Origin of the sequence: Pedobacter sp. ASV28 (assembly GCF_016428855.1) — a bacterium.
Lineage (GTDB): Bacteria > Bacteroidota > Bacteroidia > Sphingobacteriales > Sphingobacteriaceae > Pedobacter.
The window spans coordinates 1-21,189 of the sequence record NZ_JAELTN010000062.1; the positions used below are offsets into that span (position 1 = coordinate 1).

15 protein-coding genes, 1 tRNA gene and 1 pseudogene are annotated in these 21,189 nt (G+C 38.3%); 5 read left to right on the forward strand and 12 right to left on the reverse strand.

Annotation, left to right across the window (positions count from 1 at the left end; genetic code table 11):
* Nucleotides 1-337: 337 nt before the first annotated feature.
* From JHD79_RS18450 to JHD79_RS18465, 4 genes are all read right to left on the reverse strand, one after another.
* Nucleotides 338-411: transfer RNA gene (locus JHD79_RS18450), tRNA-Asp, on the reverse strand.
* A gap of 178 nt (nt 412-589) precedes the next feature.
* Nucleotides 590-1,663: a peptide chain release factor 1 gene (gene prfA / locus JHD79_RS18455; protein WP_199120832.1), complete on the reverse strand. Its 1,074-nt coding sequence runs from the start codon at nt 1,661-1,663 to the stop codon at nt 590-592.
* Nucleotides 1,664-1,795: 132 nt separating this feature from the next.
* On the reverse strand, nt 1,796-2,689 hold the full coding sequence (locus JHD79_RS18460; protein ID WP_199120833.1) for a hypothetical protein: 894 nt from the start codon (nt 2,687-2,689) through the stop codon (nt 1,796-1,798).
* On the reverse strand, nt 2,686-3,432 hold the full coding sequence (locus JHD79_RS18465) for a UDP-2,3-diacylglucosamine diphosphatase (protein WP_199120834.1): 747 nt from the start codon (nt 3,430-3,432) through the stop codon (nt 2,686-2,688). Before JHD79_RS18465 ends, JHD79_RS18460 begins: the two co-directional genes overlap by 4 nt.
* A 324-nt stretch (nt 3,433-3,756) precedes the next feature.
* Between JHD79_RS18465 and JHD79_RS18470 the strand changes: the two genes are divergently transcribed.
* The 3 genes from JHD79_RS18470 to JHD79_RS18480 all read left to right on the forward strand — a co-directional run bounded on the left by JHD79_RS18470 (nt 3,757) and on the right by JHD79_RS18480 (nt 7,489).
* Nucleotides 3,757-5,883 (forward strand): prolyl oligopeptidase family protein, encoded by a 2,127-nt coding sequence (locus JHD79_RS18470; protein WP_199120835.1) that lies wholly within the window; start codon nt 3,757-3,759, stop codon nt 5,881-5,883.
* A 260-nt stretch (nt 5,884-6,143) separates the two neighbouring features.
* On the forward strand, nt 6,144-7,154 hold the full coding sequence (locus tag JHD79_RS18475; RefSeq protein WP_199120836.1) for an NAD(P)/FAD-dependent oxidoreductase: 1,011 nt from the start codon (nt 6,144-6,146) through the stop codon (nt 7,152-7,154).
* Nucleotides 7,155-7,156: 2 nt separating this feature from the next.
* Nucleotides 7,157-7,489, forward strand: a complete 333-nt coding sequence (locus JHD79_RS18480; protein ID WP_199120837.1) for a 2Fe-2S iron-sulfur cluster-binding protein — start codon at nt 7,157-7,159, stop codon at nt 7,487-7,489.
* A gap of 93 nt (nt 7,490-7,582) precedes the next feature.
* On the opposite strand, the gene JHD79_RS18485 is transcribed toward JHD79_RS18480, so the two are convergent.
* The 5 genes from JHD79_RS18485 to JHD79_RS18505 all read right to left on the reverse strand — a co-directional run bounded on the left by JHD79_RS18485 (nt 7,583) and on the right by JHD79_RS18505 (nt 14,956).
* Complete coding sequence (locus tag JHD79_RS18485) at nt 7,583-9,277, reverse strand: S41 family peptidase (RefSeq protein ID WP_199120838.1); 1,695 nt, start codon at nt 9,275-9,277, stop codon at nt 7,583-7,585.
* Nucleotides 9,278-9,390: 113 nt separating this feature from the next.
* Nucleotides 9,391-9,606 (reverse strand): hypothetical protein, encoded by a 216-nt coding sequence (locus tag JHD79_RS18490; protein ID WP_199120839.1) that lies wholly within the window; start codon nt 9,604-9,606, stop codon nt 9,391-9,393.
* Nucleotides 9,607-9,925: 319 nt separating this feature from the next.
* A complete protein-coding gene (locus JHD79_RS18495) occupies nt 9,926-10,369 on the reverse strand; it encodes a hypothetical protein (RefSeq protein ID WP_199120840.1) in 444 nt (147 codons plus the stop codon).
* Between the two features lie 7 nt (nt 10,370-10,376).
* Nucleotides 10,377-11,876 (reverse strand): SusD/RagB family nutrient-binding outer membrane lipoprotein, encoded by a 1,500-nt coding sequence (locus JHD79_RS18500; RefSeq protein ID WP_199120841.1) that lies wholly within the window; start codon nt 11,874-11,876, stop codon nt 10,377-10,379.
* Between the two features lie 11 nt (nt 11,877-11,887).
* Nucleotides 11,888-14,956 carry a SusC/RagA family TonB-linked outer membrane protein gene (locus JHD79_RS18505; protein ID WP_199120842.1) on the reverse strand — a complete coding sequence of 1,023 codons (3,069 nt, stop codon included), beginning with the start codon at nt 14,954-14,956 and terminating at the stop codon, nt 11,888-11,890.
* A 450-nt stretch (nt 14,957-15,406) separates the two neighbouring features.
* Here JHD79_RS18505 and JHD79_RS18510 point away from each other — a divergent pair, with 450 nt between their 5' ends.
* Both JHD79_RS18510 and JHD79_RS23220 read left to right on the forward strand, forming a co-directional pair.
* Nucleotides 15,407-15,673 (forward strand): hypothetical protein, encoded by a 267-nt coding sequence (locus tag JHD79_RS18510; RefSeq protein ID WP_370583355.1) that lies wholly within the window; start codon nt 15,407-15,409, stop codon nt 15,671-15,673.
* A 444-nt stretch (nt 15,674-16,117) separates the two neighbouring features.
* Nucleotides 16,118-16,234 (forward strand): annotated as a pseudogene (locus JHD79_RS23220) (IS3 family transposase); the annotation flags it as partial.
* Nucleotides 16,235-16,301: 67 nt separating this feature from the next.
* Here JHD79_RS23220 and JHD79_RS18520 read toward each other — a convergent pair.
* From JHD79_RS18520 to JHD79_RS18530, 3 genes are all read right to left on the reverse strand, one after another.
* Nucleotides 16,302-17,750, reverse strand: coding sequence for a glycoside hydrolase family 10 protein (locus JHD79_RS18520; protein ID WP_199120845.1), 1,449 nt, complete (start codon nt 17,748-17,750; stop codon nt 16,302-16,304).
* A gap of 147 nt (nt 17,751-17,897) precedes the next feature.
* Nucleotides 17,898-19,328 carry a DUF4623 domain-containing protein gene (locus JHD79_RS18525; protein WP_199120846.1) on the reverse strand — a complete coding sequence of 477 codons (1,431 nt, stop codon included), beginning with the start codon at nt 19,326-19,328 and terminating at the stop codon, nt 17,898-17,900.
* 41 nt (nt 19,329-19,369) lie between these two features.
* Nucleotides 19,370-21,178, reverse strand: a complete 1,809-nt coding sequence (locus tag JHD79_RS18530; protein ID WP_199120847.1) for a RagB/SusD family nutrient uptake outer membrane protein — start codon at nt 21,176-21,178, stop codon at nt 19,370-19,372.
* Nucleotides 21,179-21,189 lie beyond the last annotated feature (11 nt).

Sequence of the window (21,189 nt, forward strand, 5' to 3'; positions counted from 1 at the left end):
CTTTCAATGCAAAGATAAAAGCCTTTAGGGCAACATCGAGAGGCGTAAGGGATATTAAGTTTTTCTTATTCAGATTATCGAAAATATATGCCTAGAGTTTAACTCCCCCAACTTTTCCGCTTGATCCAAAATAATCTGAAACACCTTCGGGTATGATCATGGGAAGCAGGGCTTTAAACGAGTCGTGCATTTAAAATAATCTTTAACGCACGAATATCTAAAATTTATTCCCTGTCCACAACTTTTGTACATGATCCCATTTTGCTAACTTAAGAAAACAACCGAATCTATTATAAAAGCAAAAATCCCCAATCTTTATCAGATTGAGGATTTTTTGCGGTCCGGACGGGACTCGAACCCGCGACCTCCGCCGTGACAGGGCGGCATTCTAACCAGCTGAACTACCGAACCGTTTTCCTAACTTCCAGACAACGTCTTTCCGTTTGGGTCTGCAAATATAGCTTCTTTAATCTGTTTTGCAATAAAAATTTTAAAATATTTATAAAGACCTGTTTTACAGCTAAAAACAAATCTCTGTTCTTTGCTCCTTTATCTTTATTCCTTGCTTCTCACTCTTTTATTCTTTCCCTTAACTAACCGCTCCCTCTTTCATTTTTTCTGCATTCTCGGCAAACTGAAGCGCGTCAATTAATTCTTGCACTGCACCATCCATTATTGCACTCAGATTATACATCGTTAAACCAATACGATGATCGGTCACCCTACCTTGCGGATAATTGTACGTTCTGATCTTAGCCGATCGATCTCCTGTAGAAACCATCGTTTTACGTTTGGCGGCAATATCTCCATTCTTTTTCTGCAGCTCAATATCGTACAGCTTGCTTCTCAACATTTCCATGGCAATTACACGGTTGCCCAATTGTGAGCGCTCCTGCTGACAAACCACTACAATTCCCGAAGGCTTATGCGTGAGCTGCACTTTTGTTTCTACCTTGTTTACATTCTGTCCACCTGCACCACCAGAACGTGAAGTCTGTAATTCAATATCAGCGGGATTTAGGTAAAAATCTATTTCTTCTGCCTCTGGCAAAACCGCTACAGACGCTGCCGAAGTATGCACCCGGCCTTGTGTTTCCGTATCTGGCACACGCTGTACACGATGCACGCCACTTTCGTACTTCAATTGTCCGTACACATCCTCACCAGAAACTTTTAAGATCACCTCTTTATAGCCACCTGCCGTACCTTCGGTAACATCCATCACCTCTACACGCCAGCCTTTAGTTTCAAAGAAACGGGTATACATCCGATACAAATCGCCAGCAAAAAGCGCTGCTTCATCACCTCCAGTCCCTCCCCTAATCTCAAACACGGCATTCTTGGCATCTTCCGGATCTTTCGGAATCAACATCAAACGTATAGCCGCCTCCATTTCCTCTTGTTGCACCAACAGCGCATCCAATTCTTCCTTGGCCATTTCCCTCAGCTCCTGATCTTTTTCATTGCTCAAAATTTCTTTATTGGCCTCGATATTACTCCTTACGTTCTTGTAAATCTTGTACTCATCTACAATCTTGCCAAGATCCTTATACTCTTTGTTTAAAGCAGCAAAGCGCTTCATATCCTGTATTACATCAGGGTTACTTAATTGCTCTTCTACATCTTCCCAACGCAGCTTTATGGCTTCTAATTTATCTAACATATCTTATTCGAAAATCAATCTATTACAACAATTAAAGCAAGTCCCGCTTTACATTACAATGCCCGATAAAATCGGGATATTTCCACTTCAATCGGGTTTATCACACCAAAAACAAGGCAACAAACAACCGCTTTAATTATCGGACAGCAAAAATACGGCTTTTTCGGTTAACACTACAATTAATTTGTTTCCAACGGCTACCTGTTTAATAGGCGGTGCCACAGGAAGTTTCGTTTGCGAACTTTCAAAAGAATTAAGATTATACTTCACCAACTGACCATTTTTTAAATAGGCAATAATGTTACTGGTCATGTTAAAGTCAGACAAGCTATCTATGGGTAATGTTTTCACATAAGCTCCAAATCTATCAAATTGCAATATTTCACTGTTTTTCTTTTGTACAAATACATACTGGTCAGATGCCGCCAGTTTTTTGGGGTCTATCATCTCCCCAAACAATTGATATAAATTTGCAGACCTGATGTCTTCTGTAAAATTTCCACTCAGCTTAATGAGCATATTAGAGGCCCTGTCAAAAATCCATAGCCCATTATTGTTGGTTGATGCTACGGCAGAAACCAATAGATTTCCATTTCTGGCAAATGAATAGGAAGTAATTTCATTAAGATTATTATTTAAGATCTGCACCTGCTGAAAATCATTGTAGAATAATACCACACGCAGGGGATCTGAAACATCAATACTGTGCAGCTTTCCAAAACGGTTATTGCTGTAGCGCCAGCGTAGCTTTCCCCCACTATCGTACTTCAACAGCTCATCCTTGGGCGACAAAAGATAAACGTTATCCAAATTATCGACCAAAATAGCTTTGGCCAGGGTATCGATCTTTGCCACCTGCCTCAATTGTGCATTGGCAAACAAGCAACTGAACAACAAAACAATAAAACACCATACGGCCACTATTTCGCCACGAAACGCAACGTAGTGAGCACCCCAAACGGCCTTACGAAGTAAAATCTTTTTGCTAGATTTCTCCAAATGGTCGAAATGACGGAATTGTTTCATAGATTTTCAAAATACATCAGTTTCAGCTCCTCGCCATCAAATACCCCATATGAATTATATTTTAGCCATTCACCAATATTAATATAGGTGCTTTTTTCATTTAGTTTTATTTCTAAAGGCAAATGACGGTGTCCGAATACAAAATAATCATAATGAGCCTGCTGTAACTGTTCTTTTGCATAAACAGCTAACCACTCTTTATCCTCTCCCTGAAAAACTTCTTCAGCTTTGCTGGCCGCCCTACTGTAATCTGACCAAGTATTGGCAATACCCATGCCTATTCTGGGTGGTAGCGTAGAAAAAAGCCACTGACAAAGGGGATTCCTAAAAATCTTTCTTAAAAACTTATATTTCCTATCTCCCGGCCCTAGGCCATCACCGTGGTGGAGGTATATTTTTTTGCCATTACGTTCAATAACCAGTTCATCGCTGATGATCTCAAGCCCTATTTCCTTTATAAAATAGTCGGTCACCCACATGTCATGGTTGCCCTTAAAAAAATAAATCTTTATTCCCTTATCGGCCATTTGGGCCAATTTGCCCTGCAAACGAATAAAACCTTTAGGTATCACATACTTATATTCGAACCAAAAGTCAAATACATCTCCCATCAAAAAAAGCTCCCCACAATTGGGTTCGATAAAATTCAGCCACCTTACAATACGGTCTTCCCTTAGTCTACTTTCTCCATAGTTTGGCGAACCTAAATGAAAATCTGAAGCGAAATATATGTTTTTAGCCATCTATAAGTTCAAAGGTAAAGCAAAAAGGTTAAAGCTGAAAGGCTAAAAACCAAAGTCCCAAAACCTAGAATATGATAACATCAGTGCAACCATCCCCAAAGAAAAACATATATTAGTAAATAAACCTTTTTGAACATGAAACCATTATGATTTTTCAAGCCACACAACTTGTCCCAAATAACTTCGGGAGTAGGATGAATAAACCCGAGTTTGCCAGTTCTTGAACACAAAAGCAAGAGGCATTCAATACAAGTGAAAAATCTGATCGCTTCATCATAACTGAAAACAAACCGAGCTCGCAGGCTCATGAAATAATTTATACGCATGAAAAAACAAATTGTATTAGGCTTATTTGCAGTAAGTATTTTTGCCTGTAACCAAGGCAAAAAACCAGCAGAAAAAATTACGTTAATGAAATACCCAGACACCAAGAAAGATAGCATAACCGATAATTATTTTGGCACAACCATTGCCGATCCTTATCGCTGGCTCGAGAACGATACTTCGGCAGAAACAAAAGCTTGGGTTGAAGCTGAAAATAAGGTCACACAAAATTACCTTGAACAAATTCCGTTTCGCAACGACATTAAAGCCCGCTTAACCGAAATCTGGAATTATCCAAAAGAAAGCGCACCGTTCAGGGTGGGCGAATATTACTTTTTCACAAAGAACGACGGCCTGCAGAACCAAAGTGTTTGGTTCATTAAAAAAGGGCTGGAAGGAAAAGAGGAAACTTTTCTGGACCCTAATCAACTTACGGTCGATGGAACAGCTGCCGTAAGCCTACTCGGTTTTTCCCACAACAAAAAATATATTGCCTATTCGGTCGCCCAGGCAGGTTCCGATTGGAGTAATATCTATGTGATGGAGATTGCCACCAAAAAGAAACTAAGCGATGAATTAAAATGGACCAAATTTTCTGGTGCAGCTTGGAAAGACGATGGCTTTTATTACAGCAAATTTGATGAGCCCTTAAAAGGAATGGATTTATCTGCCGCCAATAAGTTTCAAAAAATTTATTACCACAAACTTGGCGATCAGCAAAAAGATGACCAGTTAATTTTCGAAGACAATACAAATTCGAATTTGTATTTTGGGGCCAGCGTTACAGAAGACGACCGCTTCTTAATTGTTTATGCCAGCGCGGGAACTTCGGGAAATGCCCTTTTTTATCAGGATTTAAGTGATCCAAAAGCTAAACTTTCACTTTTGGTAAAAGGCTATGCAAACAACCATAGTGTAATTGATAATGATGGCGACAAACTTTTAATGAACACCGATTTGGGGGCCGAGAACAAACAGGTTGTTTTGGTCGACCCCAAAAATCCCGATCCGAAAAACTGGCAGAAAATTATTCCAGAATCTGATTTGGCGTTAGAGGGGGTGAGTACGGGTGGTGGCTTTTTATGGGCGACCTATTTAAGAGATGCCAGCACAAACATTGTTCAATTCGATTTAAAAGGCAAAAAGATCGGCGACGTTAAACTGCCCTCAATTGGTACCGTTGGTGGATTTGGTGGCTTCAAGGAAGATAAAGAACTCTTCTACTCTTTCACCAATTTTACCACACCTGGCACCAGTTATCGATATGATATTGCCAAGGGAGAATCGACACTTTACAAAAAATCTGAATTGAAATTTAATACTGAGCATTACGAAACCAAACAGATTTTTTATCCATCAAAAGATGGAACGAAAGTACCGATGTTCATTGTGCATAAAAAAGGAATTAAGCTTGATGGCAATAACCCAGTTTACCTTTACGCTTATGGCGGATTCCAAGTCAGTCTAACACCCGCTTTCAGTCTTTCCAGAATGTTATTTTTAGAAAAAGGTGGCATTTACGTGCAGCCTAGTTTACGTGGCGGAAGTGAATATGGCGAGGCATGGCATAAAGGCGGCATGCTGGATAAAAAGCAAAATGTATTTGATGATTTTATTGCTGCTGCAGAATACCTGATTAAAGAAAAATATACCAACCCATCGAAGATTGCCATTTCTGGCGGATCAAACGGTGGTTTGTTGGTGGGCGCCTGTATGACACAAAAACCGGCGCTTTTTAAGGTAGCTTTACCAGCCGTAGGTGTTCTAGATATGCTACGTTACCATAAGTTTACCGTTGGCTGGGGTTGGGGAGTTGAATATGGCACCAGCGACAAAAAAGAAGCTTTCGAATACTTGATCAAATACTCTCCTCTTCATAACATCAAGGCTGGCGTAAATTATCCAGCAACTTTAATTACAACTGCCGATCATGACGACCGCGTTGTTCCTGCACATTCATTTAAGTTTGCCGCAACATTGCAGGAGAAATATAAAGGTGATAACCCAATGCTGATCAGGATTGAAACCAAAGCCGGCCATGGAGCAGGAAAGCCAACCGCAAAACAAATAGAAGAGGCGAGCGATGTTTGGAGCTTCGTATTTCAAAATTTAGGAATGAGCTGGTAAAATAAAAGGGGTGGATACTTAACTACCCCTTTTTAATTAAACTTACGTTTTTAAAGCCTATCATATCATTCGAAGTATTTAAAATTTTTACCTTTCGAGAACATTTCTATTTATTCTACCAAACAAAAACAGCCATACAAACGCACTAAAAACGCTAAACCCATAGATTTAGTAGATTTTTTACTTTCTATCTAGAATTCATCTAAATAAGTGCGGTTTTTTAAAAGTTAATTTTGTATTTTTGCCAAAATTTTAGAATTATGATTTCTACCGATATAGCTATTATAGGCGCTGGGCCAGTTGGTTTATTTGCAATTTTTGAAGCGGGATTGTTAAAAATGCGTTGTCATTTAATTGATTATTTACCTCAGGTTGGCGGCCAGTTATCAGAAATCTACCCTAAGAAACCAATTTACGACATTCCTGGTTTTCCTTCTGTGTTGGCCCAGGAACTGGTTGATAACCTTGTAGAACAAGCCAAGCCTTTTCATCCAGGCTATACCCTTGGAGAACGTATTGAAGGCTTAGAAAAACGTGGCGAGGCCGATTTTGTGCTTACCACCAATATGGGGACTGTAATAGAAGCCAAGGTGGTGGTAATTGCGGGTGGCTTAGGCTGTTTTGAACCTAGAAAACCTGCCGTTGCTGGTCTTGAGCAATTTGAGAATGGCAAAGGTGTGAACTACATGATATTGGATCCAGAGAAATATCGTGGACAGAAAATGGTGATTGCCGGCGGAGGAGATTCTGCTTTGGACTGGACTATTTTCTTGGCCGATATTTGCAGCGAACTTACCCTGATACACCGTAGCGAAAGTTTTAGAGGTGCACCAGATTCGGTAAACAAAGTGATGGAATTGGCCGAAAGTGGAAAGATCAACCTGGTACTGAACAGCAACCTTAACGCTGTACATGGCAAAGGCAAATTAGAAAAAGTGGAAATTATCCATAATAAAACAATGGAAACCACCCATGTGGCTGCCGACCATTTAATTCCTTTATTTGGATTAAGCCCTAAATTGGGGCCAATTGAGCAATGGGGCCTTAATATTAGCAAAAGTGCTATTGAGGTAAATGTAGATGATTATTCAACCAATATACCGGGCGTATATGCCATAGGCGACATTAATACCTATACCAACAAATTGAAATTGATCTTATGTGGCTTCCATGAGGCAGCATTAATGAGCCATAGCGCTTATCAATACATGAATCCTGGTATAAAGTATACGATGAAATATACTACCGTAAATGGTGTAAGCGAATTTTAACAATGGAAACAAAAGATATTACAATTGAGGTAGAAGACAGGGAAGGAAATAAAAGCAGTTTAATTGCTCCAACCGATATGGGCCTGAGCCTTATGGAATTTTTGAAAGCCAGCGAATATGACGTTCTGGCCACCTGCGGTGGTATGGCTTTATGTGCTACCTGCTGTGTTGATGTGATGGAAGGTGAAGAAAAGCTTAACGAGATGAGCGATGACGAATATGCCATGCTAGATACCTTACCAGATTTGCTCCCTAATTCTCGACTGGCCTGTCAACTACAGCTAAGTCCTGCCATGGATGGTTTAAAGGTAAGACTACACGCCATGGACTACTAAACTTAGCTTTAATGGTAGTTAAAAGGGAAACCATTATTGGTTTCCCTTTTTTATTTTGTGACGATTTACCCTGAAAATTTTTAAGCACTTTATTTAATTCTGCGTCCCGTTCGCTTTTAAGGAAGGATTACCTATAGTTTTATAAGTACCATCTCCTTTTAATATGGCCAGCATTTGCGTTTGATTGTTAAATAAAGAGGCTGCCTTGGCAATTTCCTTATCATACTGAAAAGAGTGTTCTATCTTACCTTTTTCAAAGAAGTAACGACTAATGATCTGTGTCTCCAATACGCGTTTTATTTCGGCTTTATGGGTGACCAGATCTGTTTTTTTTGCACTCAACATTTTTGCTTTTAGATCTTCCAGATCTGACTTTACGGCTTCCACCTTATTTTCTTTCTCTGCTTCCGTTTTGAGCTCATTGAGCAAACGCTCTGTTCTAGAGGTATAAGTATAATCTTTATTGGCCAGTGTACCTATAAATTGATTATAATTAGCATCCGTAACCTGAAATCCTTTAGCCGACGCTACTGTTTTATTGGTCTTCGCAAAGTTATTGGCATAATCAAAGAACAAATTTTTAGTGAGCAGGGAGAGGGTAATGGGACTATATTTTACAGGTTCGATAAACACATCTGGGAAAACGCCGTTTCCATCATAAACTGTTCTACCAGCTTTTGTTCCATAGGCCTTTGACAAGCTGTCGGCAAACTTTTCTGCTGACCCATCTTGTTTTCTATGTGCATAATCAAGCGCTTGGATACATCGCCCAGATGGCGTATAATATTTGGCCACGGTGACCTTAACCAAACTGTTGTAAGGCAAGCTAAACGTCTGTTGTACCAGACCCTTGCCATAGCTGCGTTGTCCAACTACAATTGCCCTATCTAGGTCCTGGAGGGCTCCTGCAACAATTTCCGATGCCGAGGCGGAAGACCCATTGATCAGCACCACCAAGGGTACATTCGGTGAGATGGGACTATTAATGGTTTTGTAGGTGATATTTTTTTCCGGATTACGTCCTTTTTGGGTAACCACCAAGATATTCTTTTCTACAAAAAGGTTTACAATCTTAACCGCTTCCTGCAAAATACCTCCTCCATTATTTCTGAGGTCCAAAATAATTCCTTTAGGTTTTTGCTTATTCAGCTGTTCTAGTGATTCTTTCACCTCTTGTCCAGAATTTTCCAAGAACTTATCCAAACGGATATAGCCTACCTGATCTTCCAGCATTCCTGCATAAGAAACATTGGGCTGCTTAATTTCCTCTCTGGTCAATGTTTTGCTAAGCACCGCTCCTTCTCTTAACAGCACCAGATCTACAGGAGTACCTTTAGGGCCACGCAGCAATTGACTAATTTGGGCCCTATCCTTTCCCGTGATATCTATACCATTAATTTTCACGATCTGGTCCCCAGGTTTGATTCCACTCTTATTTGCCGGATTTCCTTCGCTTACCTCGTTAACATATAGTTTACCGTCTATGGTCAGTGTGGCAGCTCCTATACCTCCGTATTGGGTACTCACATATTTCATCTTGTAATCTTCTATTTCCGATTCGGGCACATATTCGGTGTAAGGATCCAAACCCTCAAGCATCGCATCAATGCCCCGTTTCATTAAGTCGGCAGGATTGGTTTCTTCTACATAGTTAATATTGATTTCCTTATACAGGGATGCGAAAACATCCAAATTTTTAGAGACCTGAAACAGATCTTCCCTAAAGGCAAGGGTTAAAGAGGACACCGCAACGGCGGCTAATAGTATATAAATTTTTACTTTCTTCATGGCTCTTCCCAGCGGTATGCATGTTACAAGTTTTAGTGATCTTGCTTTACACAAAATCGCTTTCATACCACAGAAAGTAAATCTAGGAAAAATTTAGGAAAATATAGGGATGACTATAGCCTGTTCCCCTCTGGATCGGCAAGCGCTTTTTTTATGGTAAACTCTATATAAGCTTGGTCTCTATGTACCAAACCCATCAATTGTTTCACCAGTTGATCTTCCTGCCCAGGCGTAAAATTGATTTCCACTTGTGCAAGATCACGGTATTTTCTTAAAAACTTTATTTTTACTTTTTTCCAGGTCTCGGGTGTAAGTGTGAAGCTTGCCATTGTATTAATTATTGTTAATGCAAAGCTATAAAATTTTAGGTTATACCATTTGATTATCTTAAAATAGATAACGATTAAATAAGTTTAGCCAAATGATATTTTATCTTAATCGTATTTATTCTATTTATCTAGAATATGGTAATAAAATGTGTATTTTTCTTATTTGGATAGCTGTGTTAAAGGCTAAAACACAGCTTTGATTATGCTTAAAAGATTAAATTAAGGGCCTTAAAAGTACACTTAACAATTTGCATCGATTGCAAATTAGCGGAAACAACAAAGCCCTTCTAGCTCAAATGCTAAAAGGGCTCTGTATTAGTTAAAGAACTTTATAAGAGAGTATTCTGTCTTTTGTCAATCCACTTTGATTTACAACTCTAGCCCTGAATACAATGGTAGTTCCCGTTGCTGGCGTAGTCGGAGCTTTATAAGCATACAATAAAGTATCACAATTTTTAATTTTAGAAAAAGCAGCCTGATATGGCTTTTTGTCTATTAATACTGAATCCGCTGTACCAATTTTCTCATAAAATTGAATTTCTTTTATCGGATCTATAGAAATAAAATCAAGTTCTATTGCAAGCGCAGTTCCCTTTGCAATCCCAGCAGTAGGGATTGTGGGAGTTACAAAATTTGAATTTGCAACTATAGTGGGAAACCTATTGTCAGAGATTTTTTTGTAGATAGGATCTTCTGTTCTGTCACATGCATTAATTATAAGAAATAAGGCAAGTCCGGCCAATAATATTATATTTTTTTTCATAACCATGTTATTGAATATTCCACCATAAAGGTTTCATTAAATAATTTTGAGAATTACCACCCTGTTTTTCCACTTCTGCAGGGTTTAACTGAATTTCTGTTAACGGATAAAGCAACCTTTGTGGATAACCAGGCAGACCAGCTGCATCTTTCGCATTAGGATTTGCACCTGCAGGATAATAAAAATTGGTATATATAGTCTGGCTATAATCCAGTCTCCTTAAATCAGTCCAACTTTCCGGATTCATAAATAACGCTATATATTTCTGTTCCATAATATTTTTAAGCGTAAGCGTTGCTGCACTTTGAGCAACGGCAGCCGACAGCATGTAAGCATCTCTAGCAGGAACTGGCACACCTATTTTATCCATGTGTGCAATTATGCCCGCCCTATAAGCAGTATAAGCTCTTGAAAGAGTTGCGGGACCCGCCCTAAATGCCGCCTCTGCTTCTATAAATCTAGTTTCAGCATTAGTTAATACTGGCATTATACCTAGATCTTGCCCATACCATGAGCTATAAAAATCAGAAACACCAACAACAGCCTGTGCATTGTTAAGGCCTGGCTGTGTTCCTGTGGCCGTAGGAAAGGCCATAATAGCCAATCTAGGATCATCAGGGAGGGCTGCATCCCCTAATAAATTTTTACCATTTAACATTTCTATAAAAAACCTACCAAACGTAATGGCTCCAAGATTGCCTCTGGTAGCCCCCAAAACATTTGTAGAGTTAAGCACAGTACTCGTTACTGCCTGGTATTGTAATTGCGCATCTTCTGAGTTTGTAGAAATAGCTTTGTCTATGTAACTAAGAATAGTGGTAGGATTATAGCTAGCTTTTTTTACCAGATGATTTGCCTGTCTCGCTTTCAACGAATAGGCCAACTTAATCCAAGATGCCGTAACTCCTTTATACAGAATATCACCGCTAATACTAGGTGAGGTAATATAGAAAGGACGGGAATTACTTGACGCAGGCTTTTGCATTTCTACAATTCCTTCATCTAAAAGCTTATCTACCGCGGCATATATTTCTTCTTGTTTATCATATTTTGGAGAGATGGTCAATGCTGGCTTAAATGCCTCACTATATGGAATATCACCCAATAGATCTGTTGCATGGGCCAGTATTAGGGCATACATTATCTTTCCTGCGCCTACATAATACGCTGAACCTTCACTTTGTGCAATATCAATCATAGGTGGAATATTTGTTCCAACTATTTGGTAGGTATCTTGGAAAGGCCTTACATTCGGTGCCAAAAAATACTGCTCCACACCGCTATTAGCGGCCCCCCTTCTGCCTACATTCTGAGTTAACAAACCTGTAAGTTGATAAGATTCAAATCCTTGCATAGCAAAACCATTTGCAATAATACTGGGCAATAAAAAATTAGGGGTTGTTGCTGTTGGGTTATTTGGATCTGTATTAACATCTAAAAAACCTTTTTCACATGCCGAAATTCCCAATGTGAATATTAGTACGGCTATTATTATTATTCTCTTCATTTTAATTTCAATTAAAATCCAACTTTTATCCCAAAATCAAATCCTCTTCTACTAGGAACGCCTCCATAGTCTAGGCCAGCAGAACCACCACCACGAACACCAGCTCCCGACACACCAACTTCAGGGTCGATACCTGAATAGTTTGTTAGCAAAACCAAATTACGACCAGTAGCAAAAATGTTTACATTTGACATAAATTTTGGGGTATATTTTTTACCAAGCGAATAGTTTAAAGTTATAGTCCTTAGCCTAATCCATGAACCATCTTCAATAAATGCTGTACCAACAGCGGCTAAATTGTTTTGAAAATACCCTTGGGTTAACTCTACTGATTTTGTGTTAGGAGAGAATGTACCATCAGTATTTCTAACCACTCCATCAAATATAACTTCTTTGCCTCTTTCGCCAGTTTGTTTACTTAACCCGCTTCTTACAAGCTCCCACTCGTTACCATTAATGACATCTCCGCCTTTTCTAATATCAACTAAGAAACTTAATTCCAATTTCTTATACCTAAAAGTATTATTCAAACCCAATGTATAATCAGGTGCCCTATCTCCTGCGTAACTAAACAAGGTATTAAACAGCGGATATCCATTGGCATCAATAATAACTCTGCCCTGTGGATCTCTTTGATAATCTGTAGCGCTAATAGCACTTACAGATTTGCCAGGATATGATGCACCTTCGGCAACATTTATAATGGAAGCATCAGAATTACGAACTATCGTTAAAGGGAAAGGCAGCTCAAGTACTTTATTTTCGTTTCTAGCAAAATTAAAGTTAATGTCCCAGTTGAAGTCTTTACTTTTAATAGGTGTTCCAGAAACCATTAACTCAATACCTTTATTTTGAACTGAGCCTCCATTTATATACTGTAAAATGAAACCAGTAGCTTGACTAACACGTGGAGCAATAATTTGATCTATTGTTTTATCCTTATATAAGGTTACATCAACCCTAACTTTTTCCTTAAACAATTGCATATCTAATCCAACTTCATAAGATCTCCTTGTTTCTGGAGCCAATTCTGGATTGTTTCCAAAAAACCCATATCTAAAACCTCCTCCAATAAATGTATTTGACTGTAAAGGAGATTCTACTCGGTAAGGGGCCGTATCCTTGCCAACATCAGCATAAGAAAATCTTACCTTACCATAACTAATCCAATCATTTTTTTCAAGGTTTAAAGATTTAGTAAACTCATAACCAACGCTTACTGATGGATAGAAAAATGACCTGTTTTTTGTAGGTAAAGTAGAAGACCAGTCATTACGACCTGTTACATTCAAGAAAACTGTTTTCTTCCAATCAACATTTAAACTACCGAAACCACCAATTATTCTTTTCACAGAGTTTCGTTGTATGATCGATCTGTTAACTGTATTATTTATACTTATAAAATCTGGATTTTGAAAAATTAACCCTAAATAATCTACAGTTGCAAATCTTGTTTGATCTATCGCATTACCTAATAGTAAAGACGTACTAAAATCACCAAATTGGCGCTCTGCTGTTACCAGTAAATTAGATGTTATGCTTTGGAATGTATTGACCGTTTGGCCTATACCTCCATTTTGATTGTTTGGCAATGAAGTGCCTACTGCCCTAACACTCAAATTTCTCTCATTATAGAAATCCGTACCTAGATTATAATTAATTTTCAACCATTCTAATGGTTTATATTCAACACCTGCATTTCCTAAAAAACGATCATTAACATCTGTTTGAGGATTTCTATCTATTGTAAAATATGGATTGTCAGTATCTGATGTAATACTCGCAATCAATCTTCTTCTAGTTCCATCTGGACTTAAATAATCTTTCATATTGTCATTTTTAGGCCAATTAAATATACTAACCAAGAAGCCTCCAGACCCACCGAACAGTCCTGGCCCCTGTAAAGGTCTTCTACCTGTTGTCCTAATATAATTTGCAGTTCCTGTAACAGAAAATTTCTCACTTGCTTTTACACTAGCAGCTAATCTAACCGAAGATTTTCCATATTCAGTTTTGGGCACAACTCCATTTTGATCTGCCATAGTCGCTGAGAACCTAAATGTGTATTTTTCAGTTCCCCCAGAAACATTAAAATTGTGTGTCTGCGATTTACCCGTTTCGAAAAAATCTCCTAGATTGTCGTAAATCGTTTCTCCAGGTAAAAAAGCTGAACCATATGAGCTTCTCACAGTGTTAGAAAAAACGCCATTAGATCCTTGTTTATAAATAGATTGTGTTTCAGGTAATCTCATTACGTTGTCAAATGAAAACAAATTACTATAAGTTATAGTTGGGGCTCCAATTTTTCCCTTTTTGGTAGTTATAATAATTGCTCCATTTCCCGCTTTTACGCCATATAAAGCAGCAGCAGCAGGCCCTTTTAACACCGTTACACTCTCAATATCGTCTGGATTAATATCTGAAGCTCTATTAGGTGTACCTAAACTTCTCCCCAGCAATCCATTAAAGCCGCTACCAGCTCCAGGAGCAGTAGATTCGACAAAAGAGCTATTGTCTAAAGGAACTCCATCTACAACAAAAAGCGGCTGATTATCTCCGTCTAAAGAAGTTGAACCTCTTAATACTATTGATGCACCTTCTCCAGGCCCACCACCAGAACTTGTAATTATAGCCCCAGCGATTTTTCCTTGTAATGCATTAACTATATTTTGCTGCCTTGACTCTTCAATATCTTTGGATTGAATATTTTGAAAAGCATAGTTGATAGACTTTCTTTCTTGGGCAATACCAAAAGCCGTAACAACTACTTCGTTTAAAGATTTACTATCAATTAGTAGCACAACATCTATTGTGCTGGAAGTGCCCAAAACCACCTCCTTAGTTAGCATCCCAACATAACTAAATTGAAGTATTTGACCTTGATTTGCCTTAATTGAGTAAGTACCAGCAGAAGTTGCTTGAACTCCATTATTAGTGCCTTTAATTTTTACAGATGCGCCTGGAATTGGCAGTCCATCTTCTGAAGAGGTAATCTTTCCTGTAACCGTAAGTTGTTGAGCAAAAAGAGGTGCAACAAATACGAATATTCCAAAAAGAAACAGGAGTAGTTTTTTTTTCATAAACGCTAATTTTGTTAATAAAATTGATTGCTTGAATTGTGATGGCCAAAGAATAGTTGCAAATCCATGCAAAAACCCCAAGCCTTAGGTAAATATCAAAAATGTTTTTCATTAAAAAAAGAAAACTATCAACTATTTACTCACACAAAAACCAATTATTATTGCAAAAAACCGTAAAAAACCGCACAAAATTTTTAAAAACAACACCCAAAATAACCAAAAAGATTTCTTATAATACGCTTATGATTTTCATTAAAAAGCATCTAAAATCTAAACCCTTGGGGGTATAAGAGCGCTTACCAAATAGAAACTACTTACTATAATAAGGTATAAGCAAAAAATTTAGGTATAAAAAATGAAGGCTGGCACTTACTGCAGTGCTCCAAAAAGTTATACACTTTCTGGAAGCATTTTTATGATAAAGAAAAAAAACACAGTTCCGAATTCAAGTTGCACTGTGTACGACAAATGTTGGAACAATACCGTTCTGCAAAATCACTTTCTAAAGAGTATAGGGTTACCTATTCACTATTTGAAGATTTGCTTAGGATCTACGAAGACCAGAAAGCCTCAGGGCTGCTCCCCAGAAAAGGCAAATGGGTTTTTAGTTCCTTCTTTAAGCTATCTGTTCCAACTGCTATTCGTGAAGAAAAGCTATCTTTGAGAGAGGTGGTTGTACATTTTGAACTTTCAGGTGATGCCAGAATTCTCGGATGACAGAAACGATTTGACAAGTTTGGATTACCTGGATTGGCCCCCTGACCTAAAGGAAGATTACCGATGGCCGATAAGGAGAATCAAGCGAAAACTGAGAAAATCGGATAAGCCACTTACCCGTGAAGAGGAGCTTTTAAGGGAAAATGAATATTTACGCGCAGAAATGTGCTGCTAAAAAAGCGCCAAGCCTTAGTTAAAACCCAAAACAAGCGCAGGCCATAATGGAACTAAGGCATCAGTCCGACCTGATACCCTGTTGAATTGTATGAAAATGGCAAGGAGTACCTTTTATTATCTTTCGAAAAAATCAAGTGCTAAAAGCAAATGAGATTATACAAAGTATGTCCAGAAAAGGCAATTGCTTAGACAATGTTATAATTGAAAACTTCTTTGGAACCCTAAAGTCAGAACTTTTCTATCTAAAAGAACAATGAATCGACAGCGCAGTTAAAAACAGATATAACAGATTATATGTGTTACTACAATAACGAATTGAAATTGAATTTAAATGGAATGAGCCCGATATGCCATCGGGCTCATTATAACAAATCTAATAACTAAATTTGTCTAAACTTTTGGAGCAGTCCATTTAGTTGGCCTTATAATTCTTTTTAATTTAAGCTAATTATTATTTTTTCTCTACTACATCAGACGGCTTGCTCTCCTGGTTATCAGCGTTTAATGTTGAAACAGCATAATAGCCATTGGTATTAATTGAAATGGTATTTGCTTTGATTATGGTTAATACTTTTCCTTCCTTCTTTAAATCAGAAAAATAATATACAACCGATTTCAGATTTCCTGAAACATTCCATTTCAATTCTCCATTTTCTATTCGAACATTGGTAGCTGGAGTTGGAGCCGCAGCTACATTACGACCTAAAAATGGCATAACAGCAGGATCTTTATAAATAGAAGCCAGTTTATCTGTAATCCCTACCTTATTCGAATTAAGATATTTAGCACTGTACATTGCATTTCCCACAACTTTATTGTTCAGTTTAGTGAGATCAAATTGCCTTTGTAATTCTCCTGATGATTGAAAAGCTGAGGGCATAGTAACATCTCCAAATTTGTAAAAACCATGTCCCACCATTAATGCTGCTTTATAGCTGTTATTTGTCCATTCTGCAAGTCGCAACTGGAAATCGTTATATTGGTTTCCAATCTCCTGATACAATTGAGGGATCACCACATCTATCCAACCTTCTTGATTCCATTTCTTAACGTCGGCATATAAAGTATTATAGTTTTTATTGATTTCTGGAGCAGGTGAAACAGAAAATATAACACCCGGCTTAGTTGCCACTATGGCATCATATACGCCCTTTATCGCTTTATTGACATTATCCCTCCTAAAATCTTGAATATTGGCTATACCAGCGCCATATTTTACGAAATCGGCCTGATCACTAAATGTTTCGCCTTCGGGATAAAAATAATCGTCGAAATGTATTCCGTCAACATCGTATTTCGTTATCGTTTCTTTTACAATATCAACTAGTCTTTGTCTCACTTCAGGTAAAGCAGGATTATAAATTTGTATGGTTGGAAAGTTGAGTACCCAATCTGATTGAACAGAAGGATGAAGTGCGGGAAACGAGCTACTAGTTCCAGAGCGAGTGGCTATACGATAGGGGTTCATCCAAGCATGAAACTCAATATCTCTTGCATGCGCTTCGTCTATCATAAATTTAAGCACATCATACCCGGGATTTACACCTCTTGTCCCAGTGATGGCTGCACTCCAAGGTTCGTAAGTTGAGTTATAGAAAGCATCTCCCATTCCCTTTACCTGAAAATATATCGTATTTATATTTAACGCTTTAAACTTTTCAAGATAGTTGATGTACTGTTGTTTCTGACCTGCAGCACTGTAATCGCTCTGCGGCCAGTCTAAACCGTAAACGGAGGCCATCCAAATTGCCCTTACTTCCTTTTTAGGAAAAATAGGCGTTCCAGTTTCTACTGGGGGCTTAGTGGGATCTGGCGTTGGCTCATTACTACCTTTTTTACAAGCGTTTAGAAGAAGTGCCAATACCAGCACTGCCACCAGATGTAAAGGTTTTTTTTTCATCGTTTAAGTTTATACTAATAAAATATATTATTGCTAAGCGTATATTTTGATTTTAAATTGGATAGATAAATACAAGATTAAATTTGTCTCCCAACATTTTTAAAGCAGTTCAAATTTAATAATGGTACCTATCCAATTTTAGATTAGTTAATCTGTAGCTACTTTTTTTCCAAATTCGAAAAATACGAAACCAGCATCACTTGCACCGGAATAAAGCACCAACGTTTCATCTTTACCAGCTCCATCTTTTTTAACATAAAAACCTGTTTGTGAGGCCGGCGATGTATTTACAGGACCCATCAAAGAATAGTTAAACACCGGATTAGCCGTAGGCAGATTATTTAGGTTGGTTAAAGCATCTTTTACCGTTGCACCTTTAGTAATATCATAAACCATAAAATTGGTCGCTTCCGCACCCGTTCTCGCCGCGGTGGTTATAATCAAATAACGCTCGCCATTGAAGTTAACTACACGGGCATCTGACCCTCTTACCGGGATTATTGTTCTGCTCATGGTAAATGAAGCTACACCACCGTCTGACACCAATGCAACAGGTGCATCGTGACCAGTAAATAAATACTCGCTTGTATTACCAATGCGATTATAGGAGATCCAAGATCCAGCACCGGTTACTGGTATTGCAAAAACCGTTGGATTGGTTACTGTAGTATAATTAGCTACGTCGAACCTTAATATTTTAGTACCGGCATTATCACCAAAAAAGAAAAAGCCATTCCCTTGATCATCTAGGCTAGCGGAAAAATTATCTCCATGTCTAACTCCTGCGTTAGCTATCGTTCCTACATCTATATTAGCGATGACTTGAGGAGCTGCGCTAGGATTAGTCCAATGATAAATTTTTAGAGGGCTAGCTGCTGTATTACCAGATAGGTTTGCGATAAAGGTATGTCCATTTACTTGCGCCCCCATATTAGTAATAAAGGTCCCTTGTGTAACTCCAGTCATATTTAACATAATCTTATTGATTACACCCGCCTTTAATTCATCAACTTTAAGCAAATGTGGCGCCTCTCTTCTTACCACTAACACGTGTTGCCCATCAAATCCACTACCCCTGGTTAGCGCCCCAGTAAAGGCTTCATAAATTGGATTGCCTAATGGGTTACTCGTAAAGTCATAAGTAGTCGCTTTTTCAAAATCAGCACCAAACACAGGCACTTTTAACCTCAACTTAACCAAATACTCACGGAAACGTGGAGAATTTAAAACTTTAACCACGATCACTTTTTCCGTTTGCCCATCTTCAAACGTCACTGGATAAGTCTCTTTCTCCAACTTAGCACCCGTCGATACATTTGCCTCAAATTTTAGTTTTGAGAAATCCGTTTCTGGTTCTATTCTAGGAAATGACACTGTTTTAGCATCTTCATCAACTACTCCCTGCAATACGGTAGTACCAGCGGCACCAGCATTGACTATTTTAATCGAATTTAAAACACTCACATTAGCGGAGGTCTCAGGTGCTTTGGGAAAATCATCCTTACATGAAGCTAGAATTAGCAATCCCATAAAGGTTGCCAAAAGCCCTATTTTTGATGTTTTATATGTTAGTTTCATATTATTCTGTCTATTATTTAATAAATATAGATTATAACTGCTTAGTTCTGGGGCCAGCCTTGTGTCTGCTGCAGTTTATATCCACGGGCTTTATAGTCATCCATCTGTACAATACCTACAGGTGTTAAATATGGATTAATATTGGCTTGGTTTAGAAATGGCAAACGGCCCACATTAGCAATATTTTTATAAAATCCGGTCATGGCTGCAGCATTAGTTCCATTGTAAACGGTCTCCGTTCCAGTTAAGCTTACCACAGCAACTTTACCAATATTTGCAGCGACTAAAACACTAGGCAATTGCGTTTGGAAATTGACCCATCCGCCAGTTATCAAATATGGGTTCAGGTTATTGTCCATATATTTCAATTTAGACCATCTTCTTAAATCTGCCAAACGAAAAATTTCAAAGGCAAACTCCATTCTGCGTTCCCTTCTAATTTCCCATAATAAAGCAGAAACTTCTGGATCTCTACTTGGATCTGCCGGAAGAGCTGTTAAACTAAGGGGGGCTGTTTTTGTTACTCCCCTAGTTATCGCCTCTGCCGCCAAGGGCCTACTTCTGATTTTATTGACCGATTTTTCGATATCATTTTGCGTCACAGCAGCTCCGCCCAGATCATCCAATTCTACCTTAGCTTCAATCCAATTCAACAATACTTCTGCATAGCGTAATACTGGAGCATCCGTTTCATTTTTATCCCCAGTAAATTCTGGAGGCATACCAAGTAGATCTACTTGTGTACGCTTCTCTACTTCTCTAGGTAAAAATTTCGTAATGTAGTAGTAAGAACCTCTATTTAGTACACTAGGTTTACTGTAAAAAGTCGCTTCAAATCTAGAATCGCGTGTTACGATCATATTATCTAAACTAAAAGATGCATTCAAAGCACCCGGATTTTGCCATACTTGACCATTAGTAAGGATATATGATTTAATTAAATCTGAAGTAGGTCCGTTAAGTGTAGATTCGGCTAAGTTACCATAAGAGGCAATGGCATGGGTAACCTTGGCAGCAGGATCATAATTTCTATACAATACACATTCTTTATTTCCTTTTAGCTCTTTAGAAGTGAAAAGTGTTTTGTAATCGGTATTGATATCGTACTTGCCACTAGTCATGACCAGATCTGCCGCCTGAACGGCTAGTTCTAAAAACTTCTTGGCTTGTACATTATTCTTGTAATAATATTTTTGCCAAGTACCTTCAACCAAAGCCAACCTAGATACAAAGCCCGCCACAACATACCTGTTTACATTTTGGTCTCCATCATCTAAACGAACGTTTTGCATGGCAAATTTCATGTCATCATACACCCCGTCCATCACTTCATTACGGGGGGTTCTAGGCTTATATAGCTCTTCTAATTCATTACTATATACCTCTCTCGTATAGTAAGGCACATCCCCATAGCTCTGTACCAGTTGCGAATACCTAAATGCCCTGAAAAAGCGTCCAATCCCTAACCAATGTGCTTTTGCGGCAGGTGTCAATACCCCTGACATTTTAGTTTCTATCCTATCCAACATAATATTAACAGAACGGATAGTGGTATAGCTCCAAATACTACTATTTGGCACAGCACGTGTAAAGTTAAGTTGGTTTCCTTGAACCACCATATCATCGCTATTGGTAAAATCTACCAGTGGAGCCCCAGTAGTCGTGTAACTATTACCATAGCCGGTAAAAAAAGTTGGGTAATATTGGTTTGCGTAAAGACGCAATTTTTCTTCGCTCGTCCAAGTTGTTTCATCCGTTTCTGAAGTCAAAGGTGGTCGGTCTAAAAACTTCTTACAACCGGTAAACACGATTATGATAAAGACGAATATTATTTTAAATGCTATTTTCATTTCTTTCTTCC

Bases quoted from the DNA above. Each gene is read 5' to 3' on its own strand.
- prfA (WP_199120832.1), bottom strand. From the start codon at position 1,663: ATGTTAGATAAATTAGAAGCCATAAAGCTGCGTTGGGAAGATGTAGAA.
- JHD79_RS18460 (WP_199120833.1), bottom strand. From the start codon at position 2,689: ATGAAACAATTCCGTCATTTCGACCATTTGGAGAAATCTAGCAAAAAG.
- JHD79_RS18465 (WP_199120834.1), bottom strand. From the start codon at position 3,432: ATGGCTAAAAACATATATTTCGCTTCAGATTTTCATTTAGGTTCGCCA.
- JHD79_RS18470 (WP_199120835.1), top strand. From the start codon at position 3,757: ATGAAAAAACAAATTGTATTAGGCTTATTTGCAGTAAGTATTTTTGCC.
- JHD79_RS18475 (WP_199120836.1), top strand. From the start codon at position 6,144: ATGATTTCTACCGATATAGCTATTATAGGCGCTGGGCCAGTTGGTTTA.
- JHD79_RS18480 (WP_199120837.1), top strand. From the start codon at position 7,157: ATGGAAACAAAAGATATTACAATTGAGGTAGAAGACAGGGAAGGAAAT.
- JHD79_RS18485 (WP_199120838.1), bottom strand. From the start codon at position 9,277: ATGAAGAAAGTAAAAATTTATATACTATTAGCCGCCGTTGCGGTGTCC.
- JHD79_RS18490 (WP_199120839.1), bottom strand. From the start codon at position 9,606: ATGGCAAGCTTCACACTTACACCCGAGACCTGGAAAAAAGTAAAAATA.
- JHD79_RS18495 (WP_199120840.1), bottom strand. From the start codon at position 10,369: ATGAAAAAAAATATAATATTATTGGCCGGACTTGCCTTATTTCTTATA.
- JHD79_RS18500 (WP_199120841.1), bottom strand. From the start codon at position 11,876: ATGAAGAGAATAATAATAATAGCCGTACTAATATTCACATTGGGAATT.
- JHD79_RS18505 (WP_199120842.1), bottom strand. From the start codon at position 14,956: ATGAAAAAAAAACTACTCCTGTTTCTTTTTGGAATATTCGTATTTGTT.
- JHD79_RS18520 (WP_199120845.1), bottom strand. From the start codon at position 17,750: ATGAAAAAAAAACCTTTACATCTGGTGGCAGTGCTGGTATTGGCACTT.
- JHD79_RS18525 (WP_199120846.1), bottom strand. From the start codon at position 19,328: ATGAAACTAACATATAAAACATCAAAAATAGGGCTTTTGGCAACCTTT.
- JHD79_RS18530 (WP_199120847.1), bottom strand. From the start codon at position 21,178: ATGAAAATAGCATTTAAAATAATATTCGTCTTTATCATAATCGTGTTT.